This is a genomic window from Variovorax sp. V116, from assembly GCF_041154435.1.
Lineage (GTDB): Bacteria > Pseudomonadota > Gammaproteobacteria > Burkholderiales > Burkholderiaceae_C > Variovorax > Variovorax paradoxus.
The window spans coordinates 4734127-4756974 of the sequence record NZ_AP028661.1; the positions used below are offsets into that span (position 1 = coordinate 4734127).

The 22848-nt window shown below is 65.4% G+C and carries 20 protein-coding genes; 9 read left to right on the forward strand and 11 right to left on the reverse strand.

Annotated elements, in window-relative coordinates; translation table 11 throughout:
* Window positions 1–9: 9 nt before the first annotated feature.
* From ACAM58_RS22660 to ACAM58_RS22685, 6 genes are all read left to right on the forward strand, one after another.
* Window positions 10–411: a transposase gene (locus tag ACAM58_RS22660; RefSeq protein WP_369663592.1), complete on the forward strand. Its 402-nt coding sequence runs from the start codon at window positions 10–12 to the stop codon at window positions 409–411.
* Window positions 408–755 carry an IS66 family insertion sequence element accessory protein TnpB gene (gene tnpB, locus ACAM58_RS22665; RefSeq protein WP_369663593.1) on the forward strand — a complete coding sequence of 116 codons (348 nt, stop codon included), beginning with the start codon at window positions 408–410 and terminating at the stop codon, window positions 753–755. Before ACAM58_RS22660 ends, tnpB begins: the two co-directional genes overlap by 4 nt.
* Before the next feature lie 86 nt (window positions 756–841).
* Window positions 842–1162, forward strand: coding sequence for a transposase (locus ACAM58_RS22670; RefSeq protein WP_369663594.1), 321 nt, complete (start codon window positions 842–844; stop codon window positions 1160–1162).
* Window positions 1155–2312 (forward strand): IS66 family transposase, encoded by a 1158-nt coding sequence (locus ACAM58_RS22675; RefSeq protein ID WP_369663595.1) that lies wholly within the window; start codon window positions 1155–1157, stop codon window positions 2310–2312. Before ACAM58_RS22670 ends, ACAM58_RS22675 begins: the two co-directional genes overlap by 8 nt.
* Before the next feature lie 9 nt (window positions 2313–2321).
* On the forward strand, window positions 2322–2447 hold the full coding sequence (locus ACAM58_RS22680; RefSeq protein WP_369663596.1) for a hypothetical protein: 126 nt from the start codon (window positions 2322–2324) through the stop codon (window positions 2445–2447).
* 28 nt (window positions 2448–2475) lie between these two features.
* Window positions 2476–2994 carry a hypothetical protein gene (locus ACAM58_RS22685; protein ID WP_369663597.1) on the forward strand — a complete coding sequence of 173 codons (519 nt, stop codon included), beginning with the start codon at window positions 2476–2478 and terminating at the stop codon, window positions 2992–2994.
* 551 nt (window positions 2995–3545) lie between these two features.
* Here the strand turns inward: ACAM58_RS22685 and ACAM58_RS22690 are convergent.
* From ACAM58_RS22690 to ACAM58_RS22705, 4 genes are all read right to left on the reverse strand, one after another.
* Window positions 3546–4517, reverse strand: coding sequence for a phage exclusion protein Lit family protein (locus ACAM58_RS22690; RefSeq protein ID WP_369663598.1), 972 nt, complete (start codon window positions 4515–4517; stop codon window positions 3546–3548).
* Between the two features lie 410 nt (window positions 4518–4927).
* A complete protein-coding gene (locus tag ACAM58_RS22695) occupies window positions 4928–5308 on the reverse strand; it encodes a hypothetical protein (protein WP_369663599.1) in 381 nt (126 codons plus the stop codon).
* Between the two features lie 71 nt (window positions 5309–5379).
* Complete coding sequence (locus ACAM58_RS22700; protein WP_369663600.1) at window positions 5380–5751, reverse strand: hypothetical protein; 372 nt, start codon at window positions 5749–5751, stop codon at window positions 5380–5382.
* 1 nt (window position 5752) lies between these two features.
* Entirely contained in the window at window positions 5753–6256 is a 504-nt protein-coding gene (locus ACAM58_RS22705) for a Panacea domain-containing protein (protein WP_369663601.1), read from the reverse strand.
* Window positions 6257–6769: 513 nt separating this feature from the next.
* Between ACAM58_RS22705 and ACAM58_RS22710 the strand changes: the two genes are divergently transcribed.
* Window positions 6770–7888, forward strand: coding sequence for a site-specific DNA-methyltransferase (locus ACAM58_RS22710; RefSeq protein WP_369663602.1), 1119 nt, complete (start codon window positions 6770–6772; stop codon window positions 7886–7888).
* A 12-nt stretch (window positions 7889–7900) separates the two neighbouring features.
* Window positions 7901–8755 (forward strand): NotI family restriction endonuclease, encoded by an 855-nt coding sequence (locus ACAM58_RS22715; RefSeq protein WP_369663603.1) that lies wholly within the window; start codon window positions 7901–7903, stop codon window positions 8753–8755.
* Between the two features lie 789 nt (window positions 8756–9544).
* Here the strand turns inward: ACAM58_RS22715 and bamE are convergent.
* The 5 genes from bamE to ACAM58_RS22740 form a co-directional block, all read right to left on the reverse strand.
* The gene (gene bamE, locus ACAM58_RS22720) at window positions 9545–9988 is read right to left on the reverse strand and encodes an outer membrane protein assembly factor BamE (RefSeq protein ID WP_062365430.1); all 444 of its coding nucleotides are present in this window, start codon (window positions 9986–9988) and stop codon (window positions 9545–9547) included.
* Between the two features lie 59 nt (window positions 9989–10047).
* Window positions 10048–11283 carry an HlyD family efflux transporter periplasmic adaptor subunit gene (locus ACAM58_RS22725; protein ID WP_062365429.1) on the reverse strand — a complete coding sequence of 412 codons (1236 nt, stop codon included), beginning with the start codon at window positions 11281–11283 and terminating at the stop codon, window positions 10048–10050.
* Window positions 11280–13472 (reverse strand): type I secretion system permease/ATPase, encoded by a 2193-nt coding sequence (locus ACAM58_RS22730; protein ID WP_062365428.1) that lies wholly within the window; start codon window positions 13470–13472, stop codon window positions 11280–11282. The genes ACAM58_RS22725 and ACAM58_RS22730 overlap by 4 nt, the downstream gene beginning before the upstream one ends.
* On the reverse strand, window positions 13469–14803 hold the full coding sequence (locus tag ACAM58_RS22735; RefSeq protein ID WP_369663604.1) for a TolC family outer membrane protein: 1335 nt from the start codon (window positions 14801–14803) through the stop codon (window positions 13469–13471). The genes ACAM58_RS22730 and ACAM58_RS22735 overlap by 4 nt, the downstream gene beginning before the upstream one ends.
* Before the next feature lie 72 nt (window positions 14804–14875).
* The gene (locus ACAM58_RS22740; protein ID WP_369663605.1) at window positions 14876–19873 is read right to left on the reverse strand and encodes an Ig-like domain-containing protein; all 4998 of its coding nucleotides are present in this window, start codon (window positions 19871–19873) and stop codon (window positions 14876–14878) included.
* 443 nt (window positions 19874–20316) lie between these two features.
* Between ACAM58_RS22740 and ACAM58_RS22745 the strand changes: the two genes are divergently transcribed.
* Window positions 20317–21105: a helix-turn-helix domain-containing protein gene (locus ACAM58_RS22745; protein WP_369663606.1), complete on the forward strand. Its 789-nt coding sequence runs from the start codon at window positions 20317–20319 to the stop codon at window positions 21103–21105.
* Window positions 21106–21187: 82 nt separating this feature from the next.
* Here ACAM58_RS22745 and ACAM58_RS22750 read toward each other — a convergent pair whose 3' ends face one another.
* Both ACAM58_RS22750 and ACAM58_RS22755 read right to left on the reverse strand, forming a co-directional pair.
* The gene (locus tag ACAM58_RS22750; RefSeq protein ID WP_278879246.1) at window positions 21188–22003 is read right to left on the reverse strand and encodes a DNA-binding response regulator; all 816 of its coding nucleotides are present in this window, start codon (window positions 22001–22003) and stop codon (window positions 21188–21190) included.
* Between the two features lie 130 nt (window positions 22004–22133).
* Window positions 22134–22847: a response regulator transcription factor gene (locus tag ACAM58_RS22755; protein WP_015867370.1), complete on the reverse strand. Its 714-nt coding sequence runs from the start codon at window positions 22845–22847 to the stop codon at window positions 22134–22136.
* Window position 22848 lies beyond the last annotated feature (1 nt).

A 22848-nucleotide genomic window follows, 5' to 3' on the forward strand; every position in this document is an offset into this window, starting at 1 on the left:
GTGCACACCATGAAGAGTGAGCAAGACTCGAAGGCCGGCCGACGACATCACGACCGTGCGTTCAAGCAGGAGCTGGTGCGACAAAGCCTGGAGCCAGGCGCGTCCGTATCGGCGATCGCGCTGCGCAGCGGCATCAACGCCAACATGCTGTTCAAGTGGCGCAGGGAGCATGTTCGAGCCGCAGGCGACGCGCCGCCGGCGGTGCTGTTGCCGATAGAGGTAGCACCGGCGACCGAGGTCATGTCCATTCCGACTTCCGCTGCGCCTGCCCTCTCGTCATCGTCATCGAGACCGACACCGCGGACCGGCGTCATCGAACTGGAGTTCGCCGGCGCGCAATTGCGACTGCGTGGCGCTGTCGACGAAGACAGCCTGTGCAGCGTCTTGCGCGCACTGCGCCAGAGTGCATGATCGGCCCGCGCGCGGTCACCCGCGTCTGGCTGGCCGCAGGCGTGACGGACATGCGCTGTGGCATGGACACGCTGGCGGCGAAGGTGCAGACCGCTCTCACCGAGGATCCGTACTCCGGCCACGTCTTCGTCTTCCGCGGGCGGCGCGGCGACCTGGTCAAGCTGCTGTGGAGTGACGGCGACGGCATGTGCCTGCTGGCCAAGCGGCTGGAGCGAGGGCGATTCGTCTGGCCACAGGCCGAGTCGGGATCGATCTCGTTGAGCGGTGCGCAGCTGTCGATGCTGCTCGAAGGCATCGACTGGCGCCGACCCGAGCGCACGTGGCAACCGCGCGCAGCGGCGTAGCGGCGTAGCGGCGTAGCGGACCGTCGGCCAAGTTGACAGGACAACTCCGGTTGTAGGGGCGGGTTCCGGTCGGCACAGTCATGCCCATGACCTCGCAGGAACTGCTTGCCGCCAACGCCGCGCTCAGCGGCGAGGTGCAGCGCTCCCAAGAGGCATTGAAGATCGCGCTGCTCACCGTCGAGAAGCTCAAGGTCGAAGTGGCGTACTTGCGTCGCATGAAGTACGGCCGCTCCAGCGAGCAACTCGAGCACGCCCAGCTTGAACTTGTGGGCGGCCAGATCGGTGCAGCCAGCATTGACCCCGACGCAGGCCGAGGGCGCCGAAGAAGACGAGCACCATTCCAACGTCACGTCCATCGAGCAGGGTCGCAAGAAGCGTCGGGCACGAGAGCGCACCGGAATGCGTGATCTGCCAGAGCATCTGCCGCGGCGCACCGTGGTGCACACGCCGCACGGCGGTTGCGATTGCCAGGCCTGCGGTCGCGGCCTGCGCGAGATCGGCCAGGACGTCTCAGAGGTACTCGACTATGAGCCGGGCAGCTTCCATGTCGTGCGCCACGTTCGCCCCAAGCTCGCCTGCGCGCGCTGCAGCACGATCACCCAGGCGCCCGCGCCGAGCCGCCCCATCGATCGCTGCATGGCCGGCACCGGCCTGCTCGCACATGTGCTGGTGAGCAAGTATTGCGACCACACGCCTCTTTACCGGTTGTGCCAAATCTACGGCCGTGAAGGCGTCGAACTGCAGCGCTCGACCCTGGCGGCGCAGGCGGCGCGCCTGCTGAGCCCGCTGGCCGAAGCCATCGGCCGCTACGTGTTGGCGGCCGACAAGATCCACGGCGACGACACACCGATCCGCGTGCTCGGCGGCGCAGGCGCCAAGGCTCGCACGGGATGCCTCTGGGTGTACGTGAGGGATGACCGGCCCAGCGGCGACACGGCGGCGCCGGCGGTGTGGTTCCAGTACTCGGCGAACCGCAAGGGCGAACATCCCGTGCGCCATCTGAGGCACTTCAATGGCATCCTGCAAGCCGATGCCTTCGCTGGGTATCACCCGTTATACGAGAAGGGCCAGGTGGTCGAGGCGGCATGCTGGAGCCACGCACGACGCAAGCTGTGGGACATCCACGAGCGCCAGCACAAGCTGGCCGGCACGCTGGCGCATCAAGCGCTGCAGCGCATCGGCAAGGTCTTCGGTGTGGGGGCCGAGATCCGAGGCAAGCCGCCACACGAGCGAATGCGGGTTCGCCAGGAACGCACCGCTGCGATGCTGGGCGAATTGAAGGAGTGGTTCAACACAGCGCTGTCGCAGGTCTCGGCGAAGTCGCCGATGGCGTTGGCGATCGGCTACTCGTTGAGCAACTGGACGGCGCTGACGCGCTTCGTCGACGACGGGCGGATCGAAGCGCATAACAACGCGGCCGAGCGTGCGCTGCGAGGCGTCGCGATCGGACGCAAGAACTACCTGCATCTCGGTTCCGACAGCGGCGGGCACAGCGCCGCGGTGATCTACACCTTGATCGGATCGGCCAAGCTCATTGGCATTGATCCACAGGCATAGCTGCGCCACGTGCTTGAGCACATCGCCGACCATCCGAGCAACCGTATCGATGAGTTGCTGCCGTGGGCAGTCGCGGGCGAGCTCGCCAGGTCTGCTGCGACGTCCTCACAAGCGACTGACAAGCTCGCGGCTTGAGCATGCCAGCGCTGGCAAAATTGCCAGCATGCGAGTCAAGCAGATCGAAGATCTTCCCATGGCCACCAGCGCTGAGCTGTACCAGCTCAGCTGGGTCATCGAGCAACTCATGGCCGACCCCAGGCGCATCGTGCAGGCGCGCTCGCAGTTGCACATGGGCCAACTGGTGAGGTACTGGGACTGGGGGACCGGCAAGCTGCGCGAGGCTCGCATCGCGGCGATGAAAGACCGGCAGGTCACACTGATCGATGAGCAAAGCAAACAGCGCTTCAGCGTGCTGTACGCGGCCGTCGTACCTGTCGATGATCAGCAGGCGGCCACGTCATCCTCACCCGCGACTGCAGCGCCGCTGAGGCCGCCGCCGGAGATCCATCACAAACAGGACTTCCGCGTCGGCCAGCGCGTGAGCTTCACCGACCAAAGCCTGAAGTGGCACGTCGGAGAAATCGTTCGGATCAACCAGCGCACGGCCACGGTTCACTGCGACGACCGCGCATGGCGCGTGGCGTTCGCTCTGCTTCAACACGTCACCGACATCACGCCTTAAACCACCCAGCCGTCAACAACGGCCTCGAGCGGACTATTACACACAGACGGATTGAACCAGCCATCTTCTGCGGTATCGCCTATGAGCAGGCGTCAGGACTCATGTCCACGTGCGCCTTCGATCGTGAAGTCAATCCTTTGGGGCCACTGTCAGTTCGCCCACTTCGCCTCCAGACTCTGCAGCTGTACGCGAATGTCCGCCACTATTGGACTTGGACTGTCCCATTGCGAGGACATCCCCAGCCACAGCGTGACTCGCGTCATGGCGATGTAGAGCAGCGGGACCTCCAGCTCATGGTGACGACATCAGAGCTTTACCGCTGCGGGCTGAAAGCGATCAATGCGTGCGCCAAGACAGCAAGCTTCGGTCCTTTGCGCACTGCCATCCACAGGGTGGGATCTCCATGACGCACACGCAATCTATGACCGCACCGTTTGCAACCCTAGGATTCTTCTCATCCGCCGTCGAACACTTTCGGGCCACCGAGCGCGCACGTCTCAAGGCCGAGTTCGAGGGCCGTAAGCACGAGGTCGCAACAGTCATCGCGGAGCTCAGCTTGGAGACCGTCGGAGCGGTGTCGCCGCGGTGCGGTCCAGCATAGTGTCAATCTGATCGAGCGTGGCCTGGAGCAGTTCCTCCGCGGTTTCGTAGCCATCTACCGGGTCTGACCAAAGAGCAGCGGTAAAGGTGCGCCGGAGCACCTCTACGCAGAGGCCGTGAAAGTACGCACGAGGCCGCTCATCGGCGATGTCCAATCTGAAGAGCATGTGCTGGACTCGGTGGTGCAGTTCGGGATGCCGATACTGCTTCACGTGGGAGGTCGTCTTCAGGAGATAGAACGAACTGAGCAGCGCGCTCAAGATTGCCCACGCCAAGTGCAGCTTCTCGTCGTCCTCGCGGTCGCCGACCAACACGTCGTATGCCGTGTTGTCAGCATCCTTTTCCAGTTCGATGTAGTCCTGGTCCGAAAGACCGGGTCCCTGCTGCAGGTGAAGACTTGTGCTGTGCGCCCACTCATGCAACAACAAAAAAGACGCGGCCTCCTGGAACACGAGATTGGCCTTCTGCGCATACCATTCCTCCGCGGCGCTGACCCAGTTAATTGGCGAAGGCAGCCCATCTGGCCAGGGCGTGTAGACGTCTGAGATTGACTCAGCCCAGGCAAGAAGCTGGTGCGCACGCGTGATCAGTTGAACGTCTGGTGAATGCGTAGTGCCCTGTTCGTGAGCAACCGCAGGCTTTTGCACCTCCTCCTCGTACATCACCATCCAGGCGTAGGTGGAGCACCATAAAACCTCAAGATGGGTGACGTGAACATGGATCTCCGCGGGCTCACCACGAGTCTGAGGGGGATCTGGCGGCGCCAAATCGGCACGCAATGCAATCTCGGGAAGAATTTGCCCTTCGGCCACTGCTCGTTGTAGCCGCTCAACGAACCCGGGGTGCGGATTCTCGAAAGCGTGAATGATGTTGTGCTCGAGCACCAAGACTGGACTAGCTAGCGTACTTTGCACTTGTGCCATTTTCTGGTGTCGTGTCGACGAGCGATGCCGCGTGGGTCGGAGTTCGCGAGTGGCTCAGTGATCGTTCGCAGCACCGCGACGCGCGCGAGGTCGGCGACAATCGAATCGGCCCGCAGGTTCAGTAGCACGGAACGAGCCCTAGTCTGGGATGACGCGTGACGCAGTCGCGCAGCGACTGGGCCAGTGACCCGACCCGGACCGGTAACGCACTCGGCGAGCGGCAGGGGCGCAGCCCTTAAAAAAATGGGAATTCCTCACCATCTCAATGAGATTTAGCCGGTCATCGTGGCCCAATCCACACTCAAAAGCCCCTCCAGCGTGCGCAATGTCAGGCCGTATAGTCGCAGGCCGGACCTGTCGAAGGCGAGGTAGATCGGTTCTAAAAGCGAGTCCAGACACGATCCGCTCCGCTACGATTGCTCACGACTTTGAGGACAGAGATGGCCGACGCAAGTATGCAAATGCCAGCGATGCGCGTTCAGCAAGTGACGCATCCAAGGGCTCACCTTCTCGTGGCGCGAGACTTCATCGCCGGCCTGAAGGCGATCGAGGCATCGGGACTGTCGCCGCCAGCGTCTCAGGAAGCTATCTTCATCGGCCGTGCGAATCTCGGTCAGCCACTCTGTCGGCACGCCCGAGCCCAGCAGGTCGGGGTCGGACATGCGGCCGAAGAAGAGCTGTTTGGCAATGGCCGGCGCCTTCTTGCGAATCACGATCTCGTCGATTCGCTCGCGCACCTCCACCCACTGCGTGGCCCCTGCCGTAGCGTGCCGGATCGCGGCATCGCGCATGTGCGGACCGGCGGCCTTGGCAGCGCGTGATGGCTCCGGCGACGTCAGTTGCCGGGACTCGGAAGACAGGCCTACTTCTTTGTGGCCGCCCCGAATAAGAAACTGAGCGCGCTGATGACCACTGTCCCGAGCAATTTCCGAACTTCGGCAATCTCTGGATTGCCGGACACAAAAAAACTGATCGCAAGGACGATGAGCGAAGTGACGATCACGAAGCCAGCGATGTTGGTTGGGGCAGTCGCATTGGAACCGAAGAACTTCCCAAGCCAGCCAAGATTTTGCTGATTGTGCTGAAGATGATATTGGCGGCCGCCTTCAGTAAAGAAATCGCTTTCTTGCTGCGCGGATACAGTAGAAGCCGGTGCCCGCGGCTCGGCGTCCGGACTGATGATGACGTCACCAATAGCACTGCCATTCGCTCGCGTGGAAGGTACGAACGCCATGCTACTTCTGTGCCGCCTGCGTGGAGTTCCGAACCGCCTGATTGAAGTGAGCCTCGATCTCAGAAAACGGAATATCTACACTGCGGATGTTGCCCGCCTTCTTCCACGTGATGTCCCATGGACTATCCGCGGCATGCGTCATTTGGGACAATGTGAGCCCGGTGTACTTGCCGTAACTGTTCCACACGCTGGTCAGAAATTTGCGGATGTCTTCCTCCGAAGGCGCTGGCACTTCCTGCAGTTCAAAATCCTTCGTGAACTGGGTCGCTTTGGAGGTGATCTGGCCCGACCCGAACTTCTTAAACTCGTGGTACAGAGACGGGATGACCGGCCCATATTGCCAAGCCTCGACGGACTCGTCGATCAGGGGGCTTCCCGTGAAGCCGGCATACCACCCGTGTGCATAGTAGACAAGTTTCTGCAGCTTCATCGGCGATAGCGGCTCACCCGCCCGCTTGGCGATGTCGATGAAGAAGTTAGCAACTGCCTTTGGGCTATAGATCATTAGTTGGCCCCCGAAAGGTTGTGTACATCCGCAAGGGCGCGCGGGCATTTTGCCGCACAAAACGAGATTTCAGATGCAGGTCAAGCCTCTTCGCGCAAATTCAAGTTGAAGTGGGCCTCGGCTCCCGAACGCGCGGGTCCCGAGGTAAAAATTGCGGTTACTGTACAAAATATCAGTATAGGGCTACGATTGTGATTGTGCCCTTGAACCACGGTGACACTTGATTTGCCGCTTGCTCCCACCGGCTGCAACAACGCTGGTGCACCGTCGACCCGATTGAACTTGGAGGTCGGTGCCAGCCTTACACATGACCCGCCTGGCATACCGCCGACAGTTTCTGGGACTGACAAGACTGATCGATTGCGAAGCCTCTACCGCACGCATGAGAAAGGGCCAGTGGATGGGGATCGCGCAGAGCGCCGCCCCTTGGTCTTTGTGGTCAACACCACACCTGGAAGCTGCCCTCAGCCTCGATTAAGGCTGAGCTAACATCGTTGACTGAGACAAAGCCTAATGAACTTGGACCGAAATTCACACGACTTGGTTGCCGAAGACGTCGCGGAAGAGGGCGAGGCGCGGACTTTCGTCGCTGAAGGCTTCGGTCCAGCTTTCAAGAAGTTCCAAAAAAGCTCCGCACTTGCGCCACTTTTGCTCCAAGGCGATGCGGTCCGGGTCCTCTCCGCATTGCCGGATGCATGCATCGACACGGTGATGACCTCGCCCCCATATTGGGGTAAGCGGGAATATCACGGCGGGGGCATCGGACTCGAAGCCGACTACCGAGATTTCGTGAAGGACCTGTTGGCGATTTTCGCTGAAGTCAAGAGAGTTCTAAAGCCAACAGGATCGTTCTGGCTCAATCTAGGCGACACCTACAACGGCAAGGGGCTAATCGGCATCCCATGGCGGGTCGCATTTGCCCTGACCGACCAGCAAGGCTGGGTGATGAGGAACCATGTTGTCTGGAACAAGCTGAAAGGCGGTATGGACAACAGTGTGGACCGTTTGGGCAATGTTCACGAAAGCGTTTTCCACTTCGTCAAGCAGCCGAAGGGCTACTACTACGACGCCGACGCTATCCGAAGCAAGCCCCGCGAAGCGAAGATTGTGAATGGCGCAGTGGTATCTGCAACTGGGGTATCCGGCGTGAGATACCGAAGGCAAATCGAGCTTTCGACAGCCCTCAGCCAGTACGAAAAGCAAGCAGCTTATGCGGCCCTTGACCAGATGCTGGCAGACGTGGCGGCTGGAAAGAATGCGGACTTCCGGATGGTCATTCGGGGTCAGCAAAGAACCACGCATTCGGACAGCGCCAAAGTGTCAGGACGTGCCAAGGAACTCCGAGACAAAGGGTTCTACATCCTGAAGTACCACCCCAAGGGCAGCAAGCCGTTTGATGTGTGGGACATAATCCCCGAGGACACCCAGGGCCGAAAACTGCACTTTGCTCCGTATCCGGTAGACCTGTGTCGGATACCCATTCTGGCGACGTGCCCACGAGACGGGATCGTCCTAGACCCGTTCTGCGGCACTGGGACCACGATGTACGCAGCTCGTATGCTCCAGAGGAAATCGGTGGGTGTCGACATCTCACACGAGTACCTGAGCGCGGCGCGTCAACGCTGCATGTAGACATAGAGACCAATGAGTAGCATTGTTGAACTGTTTGGCCGGTCCACTTGGCAACAAGGAGCGGACTGGAGAAGTGTGATTGCCGAGCAGCAGTGCCTCTACTTGGGCAAGCGATGCTACAAGGTCCGGAAGAGCGATGCGCGGACCTCCATCGGAACCTGCACTGCGTTGTTCGGGAAGGAGCAGCGGCCCATCATGATCTGCCCGACGCGACTGCTGGAACGAAAGCAAATTTTCACTGATTGCTTGCATCTGCTGACGATGCACGAGCCGGGAAACGAACTTCACATCGTCCCTGAAGTATCAATCCCTGGAGGAAGCGTTGATTTTGTTCTGGCATCAGCACGAGACGGAAGGGTCAAGGACTTCGTCGGCATCGAGCTTCAGACCATGGATACCACCGGCAGCATTTGGCCGGAGCGTCAGCGGCGGCTAAAGGAGCTAGGAGTCCCGCGATCAGATGATGCGGAAAACGACTACAAACCCGTCGGGATCAATTGGAAGCACACAGCCAAGACTATTTTGATGCAAATGCACCATAAGGTTCAGACCTTCGAGCATTTGAACCGAAAACTAGTTCTCGTGATGCAAGACCACCTTCTGAACTACATGTCGGGAGAGTTCCGGTTTGGTCACCTTCACAATCCTGCCGTGCTGGGCGACTCTATGCACTTCCACGCATATCGGATGGACCAACAGGAGGACCGATCCTTTAAATTGGCGCTTGATCGCCGTCTAAGCACCGACGAAGCAGGGATCGCCGAAGCTTTAGGTCTTCAGGCCGAAGCTCGGATCGAGTTCGAGCAAATCGTCGCCGTGATCGAGGCCAAGATGAAGGTGTTGAACACCCTGCTCCAAGTAGCCTGACCTCCGCAGTCTCTAGGGAAGGTCCTCGCGGGTGGATTAGCAGACCTGTGGCGCACTGCGGTGGATGTCATGTCGCGCAGGTGGGCACATGTTTCAGGTACCAGCGTATCGTGCATCCTCTTGGAAACCCAGCCGCGATCTGCTCGCGGCTGGGTGATCAAGTTTCTGGCCCCGCTCGATGCGGCGCGCGCGTTCCTGACGCTGATCGGCGGTTCGAAGTGAGCGCCGAAGATTAGTACGGCCGGCGCGGCGATAACGCTGCCTGATATGTGTTCCACCCCGACGGTATTGCGGCCAGAATCTTCGGTGACTTTTGTTCCGGCCTGTCGCAGCGCTGGTGTGAGCTCGCATCCACCGCAGTTAGCAAGGGGGGCGAGCCCGAATCAGTGACTTTTTCAGCGCCACAAACGTGTCAAACTTCGAGCGGCAATGCGCCACTCAGGACAGCGACGGCTCTTCGGGCGGAGGCGCCCATGTGCAGGCCACCGGGCGACTGCTTCCAGCCGGGCGGAAGTTTGATCTCGGAAGGCCCGTCGACGGCAGCGTCGACAAAATCGGCTCGAAGCGTCCTCATACACGAGGCATCCAAGCCATACGTTGAAGTTTATCGGTACTTATAGCGGTATCTTTTTTCTTCCAGCGCAAAGAATCCAATATCCATGCGGATTTTTGGCACACCTACGATTCCTGTCGAAGCACCAAAGACCCGAATCACGGCGTCTCCCCCACATCAAAAACCCGCACGCTCCTGGGCGTAGCGGGTCGACGGCTCGATCGCCAGCCGGCAGTTCAGTGTGGGATCAGGTCCAGGCATTGCCGACGGCGCCACGCGGCGCTGCGTACGGTTTGGCCGTCGTCGAACACGACTTTGTACTGGCATACGAGGTAGTTGGCCGATTGCGGCATTTGGAACTTGAACTGGTAGTCCCACTCAGTGCCGAGCGCGCCGCGCTGCTGCCTCAGCGCCTGCCCGAGCACGGCGAGCACCTGGGCCTGATTGACCCCGGGCTTGATCTCGCGAAAGCGCTCGGGCCGCGACACGATGCCGTCGCGCAGAAAGGGCTCCTTGAAGTCGGGGCGGCGCGCCTCGACGTCGCGATAGTCCAGCTTGTCGGGGTTGCTCACGGGGTCTACAGGGTTATCGCGCGCCGCCACATGGGTGGCGGTGCCGAGCAGCGCGGCGGCGAGCGCGAAGGCGGCAACGGTGGGTGATGCGTGCGGGGTCTTTTTCATGGCTGGCTTCCTCTTGGGTCGGATGGGATTCTTGGGAGAGATGAATGAGCGCGCGCGAATCAGCGCTCGCGCATGGCTTCGCGCGCCTTGTTCAGCGGCTTGGTCAGGTAGTCCCACACGGTCTTGCGACCGGTGCGGATGTCGGCGGTGGTCACCATGCCGGGCACGATGGGCATGCGGCGGCCGGCCTTGTCGGTCAGTGCGTCGGAGTCGGTGCGCACGAGTACGGGGTAGTAGACGATCTCGGGCTTGACCTCGTCGCGCTGCGTGTCGGGTGCGATGGTCACCACACGCCCTTTGAGGCCGCCGTACACGGCGTAGTCATAGGCGGTGACCTTGATCTGCGCCTCCTGCCCGGGCCGCATGAAGGCGATGTCGCGAGGCGAGATGCGCGCTTCGACCAGCAACTGGTCGTCCAGCGGCACCAGGGTCAGGAGCGAGCCGTTGGGCGGCACGACGCCGCCGATGGTGGTGACCTGCAAGCTCTTGACGATGCCGCGCACGGGCGAGTTCAGGGTGAGCCGCTCGAGCGAGTCTGCACGCCCGCGCACCACGGACGACAAGGACTTCACCTCGGCATCGGCCTTGGCGAGTTCCTCGCGGCTGCGCACCATGTAGTTCGATCGCGCCTCGGAGATCTTCAGCTCCAGGTCGGCGGCCTGGCGTTGCAGGCGGATGAGCTCGACGTTGCTGGCCGCGCCGCTCACCTGCAGCGAGCGGGTGATGTCGAGCTCTTTGCGCACGAGCGCAAGCGCCTGGCCCAGGCCCGAAACGGTGTCGCGCATGCTGCCCTGCCGCGAGCGGAAGAGCGCGCTTTCGGAGTCGACCAGCTGCGCGTACGCCTTCAGCTCGGCGGGGAACTGAAGGGTGCTATGCCCTTCCACCTCGGCGCGCAGGCGCACGCTGCTGGCCAGTGCGGCGCGGTAGCGCGCGGCGGTTTCTTCCACGCTCGATTCGCCGCGCGTCGGGTCGAGCTGCGCGAGCACCTCGCCCTTCTCGACGATCTGGCCTTCGTGCACGCGCAGCTCGGCAAGGATGCCGCCTTCGAGCGACTGGATGCGCTGCTCACGCGAGCTGGGAATCACCTTGCCCATGCCGCTGGACACTTCGTCGATCTCGAAGCACCAGGCCCACACGAAGAACGCGAGCAGAAAGAGCGCGATGAACCACACGACGCGCGCGGAGCCGCTGGCGCGCGCCTCGTCGAAGTCGCCGGCGCCGCCGGGGCCCCACACGGTGGCGGTGGATACCTGCGCAGGCACCGGTGCCTTGTTGGTCAATGTCACGGCGTTCATGCCTGTGCCTCCTTGCCACGGCCTGCGAGGGCCGTTGTCTCGCGCGATGCGGCCGCGCCCTGGCGCAGCCGCGCCATCACCTGGTCGCGCGGCCCGTCGAGCACGACGGCGCCGCCGTCCACCACGAGGATGCGGTCCACCGCATCGAGCACGGCCGGGCGGTGCGTGGCCAGCACCAGCGTGCGGCCTGCGGACAGAGCGCGCAGTTGTTCGATCACTTCGCGCTCGGCCACTTCGTCGAGCGAGGCGGTGGGCTCGTCGAGCAGCAGCACGCTGGGGCGGCGCAGCATGAGCCGCGCGAGCAGCAGGCTCTGGCGCTGCCCGCCCGAGAGGCCGCGCCCGCCTTCCAGCAGCGGATGGTCCAGCCCGGTGGGCAGGCGGCGCACGAAGGCCCAGGCGCCGGTGGCTTGCAGGGCGGTGATCAGTTCGGCGTCGGTGGCATGGGGCGTGCCCATCTGCAGGTTCTCGCGCAGGGTGCCGTGGAACAGGCGCGCGTCTTGCGCGAGCAGGCCGACGTCGCGGCGCACGTCGGCGGGGTCGATGTGGGCCATCGACACGCCGTCGAGCACCACGCTGCCCGCGCGCGGTTCGATGAGACCCGACAGCGCCTGCAGCAGCGTCGACTTGCCCGCACCGTTGCACCCGAGCACGGCAATGCGCTCGCCAGGGCCGATGTGCAGCGCCTTCACGTGCAGCGCGGTGGTCTGGCCGTCGTGGCTGAAGACGGCGTCGCGCAGCGTGTAGTCGCCCTGCACGGCGGGCCGGTGCACGCGCGTCTCATGGGGCGGGTGGTCGACCGGGAGCTTCATGAGCTGGTCGAGCGATTCGCCGGCCACCTTGGCCTGCTGCCAGCGGTTGAGCACCTGCGTCACGCCGGCCAGCGGCGCGAGCATGCGGGTCGACAAAATCGATGCGGCCACGAGCACGCCGGTGCTCATCTGCCCGTCCATCACCAGCGGCGCACCGAAGAACACGACGAAGGCAAAGGCGCCGCCCTGCACGGTCTGCGACCAGTTGCTCAGGGTGTTGAGCAGCGCGCGCAGTTGCAGGCCCGAGTCGGCGTTGACGGCGTTGTAGTGGTTCCACTGGTTCTGGAAGCGCGGCTCGGCCTGCAGCACCTTGATGTCGTCGATGCCCTGCACGGCCTCGACCAGCATGGCGTTGCGCAGCGACGATTCGCGCATGCCCGCCTGGGCCAGCGCGCGCAGGCGCCGCTGCGCCAGCAGGCTGGGCACGAGCAGCAGCACGCACGCGGCCAGCGGCACGAGCACGAGCCAGCCGGCAATGAACCAGAAGAGCACGCAGAACACGAAGAAGAACGGCAGGTCGGCCACCGCCGCCACGGTGGTCGACGTGAGCATTTCGCGCACGGGCTCCAGCTCGCGCAGCTGCGAGATGAAGGTGCCGGTGGCGCGCGGGCGCGCCGAGCCGCGCACGCGCAGCGCGTGGCCGAACACGCGGTCCGAAATGCGCAGGTCGGCGCGCTTGCCCACCACGTCGGTGATGCGCATGCGCGCGCCGCGCATGACCCAGCTGAACGCGATCGACAGCAGCACGCCGCCGAACAGCACATGCAGCGTGGGCAGCGACTGCGCGGGCACGACGCGGTCGTACACCTGCATCGAGAACAGCGTGCCGGCCAGCGCCATCAGGTTGTAGGCGAGCGATGCGACAAGGATGTGGGCGTAGGGCCGCCAGTCCGCCAGCACGATCTGTCGCAGCCAGTGCGGCTCGACGGGGCGGATGTAGGCATCGACGCGCGAGTCGGGTGCGGACTGCGCGGGCCGCAGCACGGCCATGGCTTCGAGCGCGGGCTGCAGCTCGTCGATCGTGCAGACGGTTTCCGCGCCCTGGTCGCCACCGAGCATCACGCGCAGGCCCTGGGCCGAAATGGCGGTGACCACGGCCACCTGCCCGTCGCGCAGCTGCAGCACCACGGGCAACCGCCAGGGGCTCAGGGTGTCCAGGCGCGGCGCGACCTGGCGCACGGTGAGCCCGGCCTGGCGGGCCATCTGGCGCACGCGCTCGCCGATGTCTTCGTGGCCGCTCCACGCGGCAGCGCCGCGGATGCGCTCGCGCGAGGTGTCCAGGTGGTAGTGGGCGGCCACGGCCAGCACGGCGTCGACCCAGCCGGCGAGCAGCTCGGGGCCGCGCGCGGCAGAAAGCTCGGGCATCGTGGTGGCGGTCATGGCTGGCCTCCGGCCACGAGCTCGCCCGCATCGACCAGCCCGAAGGCTTCGCGCAGGCGGCCCGACTGGTACAGGCACTCGACCGCGAGGCGCTGCACTTCGTGCACGCTCTCGGCCTGCTCGAAGCGCGCGCCGTGGAACTCCTGCTCGGCATTGAGCAGGTCGAGCAGCGAGCGCGTGCCCAGCTGCAGGTACTGCTCGCGGTACAGGTCGCGCGTGCGCTGCGTGCTGTGCACGCGCGCGGCGAGCACGGGCAGGCGCAGCGCGTGGCCTTGCGATTGCACGCGCGCGTCTTCGAGCCGCTGCCGCACGTTGAGCTGTGCATAGCCCAGCGCGGCCTCGGCCGCTTCGACCGCGTGCACGGCGGCGCGCTGGCGGGCCTGGCTGCGCCCGCCTTCGTACAGCGGCGCGCTGAAGTTCACGGTGAGCGTGCTTTCGGTGCCGGACTGGCCGGCAAGCCGCGCGCCCGATTCGAGCCCCCGGTTGACGCCGGCGTTGAGCGACAGCGTGGGCAGCAGTTGCGCATCGGCACCGCGCAGCGCGGCCTGTGCCATGTCGCGCTCGGCCTGCGCCATCTGCACGGCCGGTGCGGGCAAGGCCGTCTGCGGGTGCGCGGCGCAGGCGCTCGCGAGCGGCGCCGACGCTTCGCCGGCAATGTCGGCCGGCATGCGGCCCTGGGTCAGATGCATGAGGTTGAGGCGCCAGCGCTCGGCCTGGGACGCGGTGTTGAGTTGCTGGGCACGCGCGGCCTCCAGGCGCGACTGCGCCTGTGCCACGTCGGACTGGCTGGTGGCGCCCTTGGCCTGGCGCTCGCCCACCAGGCCGGCCAGCGACTGCACGCCCTTCACCTGGGCCTGCGCGATTTCGCCGAGCGCCTGCTGGCGATGCACTTCGATCCATGCCTGGGCGGTGTCGCGCACCACGTCGTCGACCGCCAACAGCAGCTTGGCGCGCGCGGCCGTGGCCGAGGCCTCGGCCTCGTTCACGGCGCTCGACACCTTGCCGAAGTCGTACAGCATCTGGGTCACCGACAGCGAGGCCTGGTGCACCTGGCGGCGACCGTCGGTCTGCAGCTGCCGGTTGCCCGTGCGTGCGCTGAGGCCCGCGCTGACCTGCGGGTAGTAGCCCGAGCGGGCGTCCGCAATGCCCTCGCCCGCCTGCAGCGCTTGCCCGACGGCGTTGCGCACGGTCGGGTGCGATGTGGCGGCCAGGCGCACGGCCTCGGCCATGCCCAGCGGGGTGGCGGCGCTCGCTTGCGCAAACGCCGCCGTGCCGGCGAGCAGGAAGAAAAGGCCCGCGGCGGCGGACGGAAGAAGACGGGAAGCAGACATGCGTAAGAACGTGCGGACAGCGTGTGGACCACAAGGTGTCGACGCCGCAAGCGGCGCCGACGCCCCGGTGGGTCAGTGGTGAAACGCGAGGCCCATGTGAAGCTCGTCGTCGAGCGAAGGGGCCACGGGCGGTGCGTAGGCCGTGAGCGAGTCGGCCGACGACGCCAGGGCCAGCACCGTGGGCGATGCCTGCGTGCTCGCAAAGGCCGGCGGGAACGCGGCCTGCAGCAGCACCTGCAGCGACTCGGCCGCGTTGTAGGCATGCAGCATGTCGGACAGCTGCGTGCCGCCCCATGGGCTGTCGCCGTAGGGGGAATGCGGCGCGTCGTGCGGTTGCTGCTGCTCGAGCGACACCGTCGCTGCGTCGACGCCGGCCAGCCCCAGCGAGTCGGCCGAGGTGAAGAGCGCTGCCGCCCCCGCTGCACCGGCTGCGGGCGTGTAGTTGACGTGCAGCGTCTGCGTGGCCGCGTTGCTCGCATCGCCGTCGCGGTCGACCACCTGGTAGCTGAGCGTCTCGTCGTAGTTGTGCGAGCCGCTGGTGCGCGGTGCCACCTGGTAGCTGAACTCGCCCGAGTCGAAGTCCACGACCAGCTTGCCGCCCTGCGCCGTGGCAATGGTGACCTGGTGCGTCGCCGCGTCGTAGCTGTAGTCGCTGCCGGCGGCGGGGCCGGCCTTCGTCATCAGGCCGGTGCTGCTGTCGAAGGCGTAGGTGGTGCCGTCGATGCTCAGCGTGGACACATGGCCGCCGTCGGCACCGAAGCCCGACGAGCCGCCGAGGCCGCCGGTCAGCAGGTTGCTGACGGTGGGTGGCACGCTGATCGTGCCTTGCAGCACGTCGTTCAGCTGGCTCGTGTCGGTGATGATCTGGCCATTGGTGTTCGCGCCGGTGTTGCCGTTGTAGGCGATGGGGTCGATGAAAGCCTGTGCCTCCGCGTTCAGGCTCGAGCCCAGGCCCAGTGCGAACGAGTTGATCTGGTGGGTGTTGAGGAAGTTCGTCCAGATCGCTTCTTCCCCGGCCTGGATGCCCCTGTCGGCCGTACTGCTGTTGCTGCTGTTCGCCAACTGCGCCGTGTTGCCGTCGCCCAGCGTCGGCTCGCCGTCCGTGAGGAAGTAGGACACGTTCTGGGCCCCGTCCAGCTTGCCGGTGGCCGAGAAGCCGTTCATCGCCGCAGCCAGGGCCGCGTCGTAGTTGGTGCTGCCAGCGGCCTGCAGGTTCTGCACCAGCGCCTTGGCTTCGGCCGCCGTCATCCAGGCCTGCTGCGAGGCCCCGGTCGTGCTGAAGGTGACGAGCTGCACCCGCACGTCGCCGTACAGGTCGTAGCCGTCGATCAGATTCTGGATCGCCTCTTTCGCACGGCTGAGGCGTGTCGGGGTTTCCTGGCCCATGCTCCCGGAAAGGTCCAGGATCACCATGAGGTTGGTATCGATCGGCGCCACGTCGACGGCCTGCTCGCCGTTCACGAGCACCGGCGCATCGTCCTTGACGGGCACCTCGAAGCCCACCGGCGCGCCGCTGGCCTGGCCATCGCTCACCACGGCTTCGAAGTGCAGGTTCGACACGCCTTCGCCGTTGCCCGGCGGATGATCGATCGGCGCCTTCAGCGTGACGGTGTAGCCCGCCTCGAACTGCCCCGCGCCCGTGGCGCTGACATTGCCCACAGCCACGGTCATCACCTCGGTGGTGACGCCGCCGACGGTGACGCTGCCCGTGAGCGTGTGCGTGCCCGCGTCCCAGGTCCACGACACCGGCTGGCCGCCGGAGGTGACGCCGTTGGGGCCACTCAGCGACACCGACAGGTCGCCGGCCGCGCTGTCCGGGTCCGCGATGGAAATGGTGCCGGTCGATTGCAGCGGCGGCTCTCCCGCAGCCGGAATGCCGCCGGGCAGGCTGCCTTCGGAGACGGCTTCTGCGTTGTTCACTGAGGCCGATGGCGCGTCGTTCACCGGGTTGACGGTCACGTTCACTGTGCTGGTGGTCGTGCCGCCGTGGCCGTCGCTCACCGTGACGGTGAAGCTGTCGGTGCCGTTGAAGTTGGCACCGGGCGTGTACGTGTACGTGCCGTCGGCGTTGACCGTGACCGTGCCATGCGACGGATCGCTGCTCTTCACGTAGGTCAGCGTGTCGCCGTCGACGTCGCTGCCGACGATCTGGCCGCTGACGGGCGTGTCTTCGTTCGTGGTCTTGGTGTCGTCGGGCGCCGTCGGCGCTTCGTTGAGGTTCTGCTCGTTGAGCGTGACGGGGATGGACGTCGTGACCGTGCCATCGTTCGCGCCGACCACCAGCGCGTGCGCGTTGGCGCCCGCTTCGTAGTCGTTGACGAACGCCGCAGCGCCCGCCGGCGTGAGGCTGATCGCACCCGTGACCGGGTCGATGGCGAAGTAGCCGTTGTCGTTGCCCGAGAGGATGCTGTAGGTGACGGTCGCGCTGTCGACGTCGGTGGCGTGGACCGTGCCGAGCACGGCGCCTGCGGGCCGGTTCTCGTCGTAGCCGAAGACGTAGCCGTCTGTCGTGTTCACCGGGGTGCCACCGGCGTCGACGAACACGGGGGCGTCGTTGACGGGGTTGACGGTCACGGTCACGGTGCTCGTCGTCGTGCCGCCGTGGCCGTCGCTGACCGTGACGGTGAAGCTGTCGGTGCCGTTGAAGTTGGCGCCGGGCACGTAGGTGTACGTGCCATCGGCGTTGACCGTGACCGTGCCATGGGCCGGGTCGCTGCCCTTCACGTAGCTCAGCGTGTCGCCATCGACGTCGGTGCCGATGACCTGGCCGCTGACGGGCGTGTCTTCGTTCGTCGTCTTGGTGTCGTCGGGCGCTTTCGGTGCGTCGTTGATGTTCTGCTCATTGAGCGTGACGGGGATGTTCGTGGTGACCGTGCCATCGTTCGCGCCGACCACCAGCGCGTGGGCGTTGGCGCCCGCTTCGTAGTCGTTCACGAACGCCGCAGCGCCCGCCGGCGTGAGGCTGATCTCGCCCGTGACCGGGTCGATGGCGAAGTAGCCGTTGTCGTTGCCCGAGAGGATGCTGTAGGTGACGGTCGCGCTGTCGCCGTCGGTGGCGTGGACCGTGCCGAGCACGGCGCCTGCGGGCCGGTTCTCGTCGTAGCCGAAGACGTAGCCGTCTGTCGTGTTCACCGGGGTGCCACCGCCGTCGACGAACACGGGGGCGTCGTTGACGGGGTTGATCGTCACGGTCACGGTGCTGGTGGTCGTGCCGCCGTGGCCATCGCTCACCGTGACGGTGAAGCTGTCGGTGCCGTTGAAGTTGACGCCGGGCACGTAGGTGTAGGTGCCATCGGCGTTGACCGTGACCGTGCCGTGGGCTGGATCGCTGCCCTTCACGTAGCTCAGCGTGTCGCCATCAGCATCGCTTCCGATGACCTGGCCGCTGACGGGCGTGTCTTCGTGCGTGGTCTGGGTGTAGTCCGGGACCGTGGGCAGATCGTTCACCGGGTTGACGGTCACGTTCACCGTGCTGGTGGTCGTGCCCCCGTGGCCGTCGCTCACCGTGACGGTGAAGCTGTCGGTGCCGTTGAAGTTCGGGCCGGGAACATAGGTGTAGGTGCCATCGGCGTTGACCGTCACCGTGCCGTGGGCCGGGTCGCTGCCCTTCACGTAGGTCAGCGTGTCGCCGTCGACGTCGCTTCCGATGATCTGCCCGCTGACCGGCGTGTCTTCGTCCGTGGTCTTGGTGTCGCCGAGCGCCGTCGGTGCTTCGTTGAGGTTCTGCTCATTGAGCGTGACGGGGATGTTCGTCGTGACCGTGCCATCGTTCGCGCCGACCACCAGCGCGTGCGCGTTGGCGCCCGCTTCGTAGTCGTTCACGAACGCCGCAGCGCCCGCCGGCGTGAGGCTGATCTCGCCCGTGACCGGGTCGATGGCGAAGTAACCGTTGTCGTTGCCCGAGAGGATGCTGTAGGTGACGGTCGCGCTGTCGACGTCAGTGGCGTGGACCGTGCCGAGCACGGCGCCTGCAGGACGGTTCTCGTCGTAGCCGAAGACGTAGCCGTCCGTCGTGTTCACCGGGGTGCCACCGCCGTCGACGAACACAGGGGCGTCGTTGACGGGGTTGATGGTCACGGTCACGGTGCTGGTGGTCGTGCCACCGTGGCCGTCGCTCACCGTGACGGTGAAGCTGTCGGTGCCGTTGAAGTCCGGGTTGGGCGTGTAGGTGTACGTGCCGTCCGGGTTGACTGTCACGGTGCCATGCGACGGATCGCTGCCCCTCGCGTAGGTCAGCGTGTCGCCGCTGTCCATGTCGCTGCCGGTCACGCGGCCGCTCACGGGCGTGTCTTCGTTCGTGGTCTCGGTGTAGTCGGGCGCCGTGGGCGCGTCGTTGACGGGCGAAACGGTCACGGGCACCTTCACGGTGGTGGTGCCGCCCCTGCCGTCGCTGACGGTCACTTCGAAGCTGTCGGACCCTTCGTAGCCGGGGTTGGGCGTGTAGAGGAACTGGCCGGTGGACGGGTCGACGGTGACGGTGCCGTGCTCGGGGCCCTTGGCGACGGTGAAGTTCAGCGTGTCGCGGTCCGGGTCGGCGGCCTGCACTTGCCCGGCAACGGGCTTGTCCTGCCCGGTGACGACGGGCTCGGCCTTGCCTTCGGGGCCGCGGTTCTGCGGCGGGAGCAGCGGCGGGATGAAGGCCGGGCTGCCACCGCCGCCGCCGCCACCACCACCGCTCGCGGCGGCACCGACGCCGAGCACGCCGAGCGCACCCAGCAGCCAGCCGGGCACGCCGTCGGGCAGTAGCGCGGCGCCGGCGTCGGTCCATTCGATTTCGGTGAAGTGAAAGTCTTTCCAGGGCGCGGTGTACTGGCCCCACCACTGCACGCCGGCGCCGTCTTCGAGCACGAGGTCGTTGCGGCCGCCGTCAGGGTACTCGGCGAAGAAGCCGCGCACGGCGACTTCCTGGCCGCCCTGCAACACGAGCACGAGGTCGCCGCCGCGACGCTCGAACTTGAGCACGCTCTCGGGCGCGATCTTCAGCGAGACGATCGATGGGCGATCCAGAACCAGAGGGGTGTCTGCCGCCGCTTTGCGGGATGCACCACCAGACTTGTAAACAGCTTCCATGATTTGTCCTTGCTTCTTGACTCCAGACCCCGGGGCGCCTTCGTCCTGGACGAACAACCTGGGTCGCACATTGGGAAATCTCGAGTGCCGGGGCTCTCGAGGACTCGCCAGCAAGACCCGGCCGGGTCACGCGGCTTGCGCTTGCACGAGGCGGGATTCTTGGTGCGGGGGGCGAGCCGGGCTTTTGCCGAAGAGGTCGCCGCTTTTGCCGTGACGGACAACTTTTTACAAAGGTAAGCAAACGTCGAATACTTCACACAAATTGCGAGATAACGTGGCTAATTCGCCGGTGAGAAGAACCGGAGCAGGCGGGCAATGGTGAGAATGATTACCAATAAATCTTGGTTTCATAGCCTTCACCCAGAGAGCGCGGTCCCACTGCCGTGCCCGTTTTTTCCATGTCATATTGGTCACCCCCGGAGCCCCGGAGAGTTCGTCTTCTGGTGGTCGACGAAGGCGTCGACGAACTCAAGCCCTTGCTGGAAACGCTACAGGGCGCCGGCTACGGCATCACCCACGCTTTCGGCGCGATGGAGGGCTATCGGCGCGCGACGGCGCTGCAGATGGACCTGGTGCTGCTCGACGTGGGTCCGGGCAGCACCGACGGGTTCGCCGCCTGCCGCCTGCTGAAGGCCGACCCGGCCACTGCGGACATTCCGGTGATCTTCCTGACCTCCTCGGCCAGCTTGGAAGGGCGCTTGACGGGCCTGCGGGCCGGCGCGGTCGACTACATCGTGAAGCCCTTCGATCCGGCCGAGGTGATGGCCCGGGTCGAAATTCATCTGGCACTGGCCGAATCCCGCAGGTCGCGCATTGCCCCTGCCACAAGATCTGCGTCCCCACCCGACCGCCCTGCAACGAACGATGACGGCGCGCCGGGCTCGGACGTGGACCGCATGCTCATGCAGGCGGCGGAGCGACTGATCCTCGCCGACCTGAGCCATGTATTGCCGCTGCGCGAACTGGCTGCGCGCGTGGGCACGCACGAGAAGCGCTTGTCGCGCGTGTTCAAGGAACTGGCGAACCGCACGGTCTTCGAGTTCGTACGCGAGGCACGGCTGCACGAGGCGCACCGCCTGCTGCTCGAATCGGCCATGCGCATCGAGGAGATTGCCGCGGCGGTGGGGTTCTCGAGCGCCGCAAATTTTGCGACGGCATTTCGCGAGTACTTCAACTGCACGCCGTCCGCCTGCCGCCAGGCCGGCGTGGGCCGCCGCGCCCCCGACGCGTAACGCACCATGCCGACCGGTGGTGCGAACGGGGTCGTGCCCGCCACGCCCAGCCGGCTGATGCGGGGTTCTCGAACGCCGCTTTTCAGGCGCCGCACGCGCAGTCGCGACTCAGCCGCCGAAACGCCGCAGGCGTGCTGCCGAAGCGTTCCTTGAACGCCGTCGTGAAGTTAGCGGCACCCGAGAACCCGATTGCATGCGCCACGTCCTCGATGCTGAGCGGCGTCTGGGCGAGCAGACGCTGCGCGCGCGACAGCCGCTCCTCGCGCGCGAACTCGAGCACGGTGCGCCCCGTGTGGGCACGGAACGCCCGCGTCAGCCGCTTCTCGTGCGTGCCCACGCGTGCGGCGAGCGCCGGCAGCGGTGGAATGTTCGCAAGGTCGCTCTCGATCAGCCGCTGCGCAGCCCTGGCGATCACGCGGTCCAGGTCATGGGGTGCTTCGTCTTCGGACGCCGGCGGCCTGCGGGGCGCCTCGGCGGCACCGTCGGGCGGTTGCGCGCCGCGGCGTGCGAGCGCGAGATGGACCGCGATGCGTACCAGCACCTCTTCGGGTTCGAAGGGCTTGAGGATGTAGTCGACGCCGCCCTCTCGCAGACCGGTCAGCCGCTCCTCGAGCGTTGCACCGGCGGTGAGAAAAATCACCGGGATGTGCGCGGTGGTGGGGTCCGCCTTCAGCAGCCGGCACGCCTCGAAGCCGCTGGTGGCCCCCAAGTGCACATCAAGCAGGATCAAGTCCGGCTGCAGCACCCCGGCGCGGCGGTAGCCTCCGAGCGCGTCGAAGTCAAGGCTGATGCGATGGCCGGCGCCGCGCAGCGCGGCAAGCAGCACCTGGAGCTCTTCGACGCTGTCGTCGATGACCATGATGTGCGCAGGCTCGGAAGATTGGAACCAGTAGGACATGAAGATGCGGCGCGTTGCGCGTGCCGCATGGTGCAAGCCCCGATCGTTTGTTTCATGCGCCCTTCCTGACCTTTTCTGACGGTTCCTGACCGTGTGCCTGGCTCCTGCGAGCTCGGCAGTCCCGGCAGCGTCAGATCGCGAGCACGTACCCTGTGCCGCGCACCGAATGCAGCGGCAGGCGCATGCCGAGCTTCGCGGCCTTGCGCCGCAGCCGGCTGGCAATTGCATCGATGCGGTGCTCGTCGAAATCGAACACGTCGCCACCGAGCGCGCGGATCAGGTCGTCGCGGCTCGCCGCCGTGCCGCGCTGCCCGAAAAGGCAGGCGAGGAAGGCGCGCTCGCTGGTGGTGAGCGCCATCTGCCGGCCTTCGGGGTCACCCAGGATCCAGTCGCCCTCGAGCAGGCGCCAGTCGGCGGGTGCGGCCGGCAGGGTCGCTGCGTTCCCCTGCGGTGCGACCGTGAGTCGCCGACCGACGGCGTTCAGCGTCTCGGCCAATTCCAGCATGTTCACCGGCTTCACCAGGTAGGCGTCTGCACCTTCGCGCAGCCCGAGCAGCCGGTCCTCGAGCTCGCCCCGCGCGGTCACCAGCACCAGCCCGAGCCGTCGCTGCACTGCGCGCAGATGTGAAACGACCGCGAGGCCGCTCTCGCCTGGCAAGCCGATGTCCACCACCGCGATGTCGCAGGGCTGGACCGCGAACGCCTTGTAGAACGACGGGGCGTCGCCGAAGCCTTCCGCGTCGAAGCCGAGCTCTCCGAGTGCGAAGACGGTTTCTGCACGGATGTCTTCGTCGTCCTCGATCACATGGACGAGAAGACCGGTACGCGGGCTCGGGGATGGCATG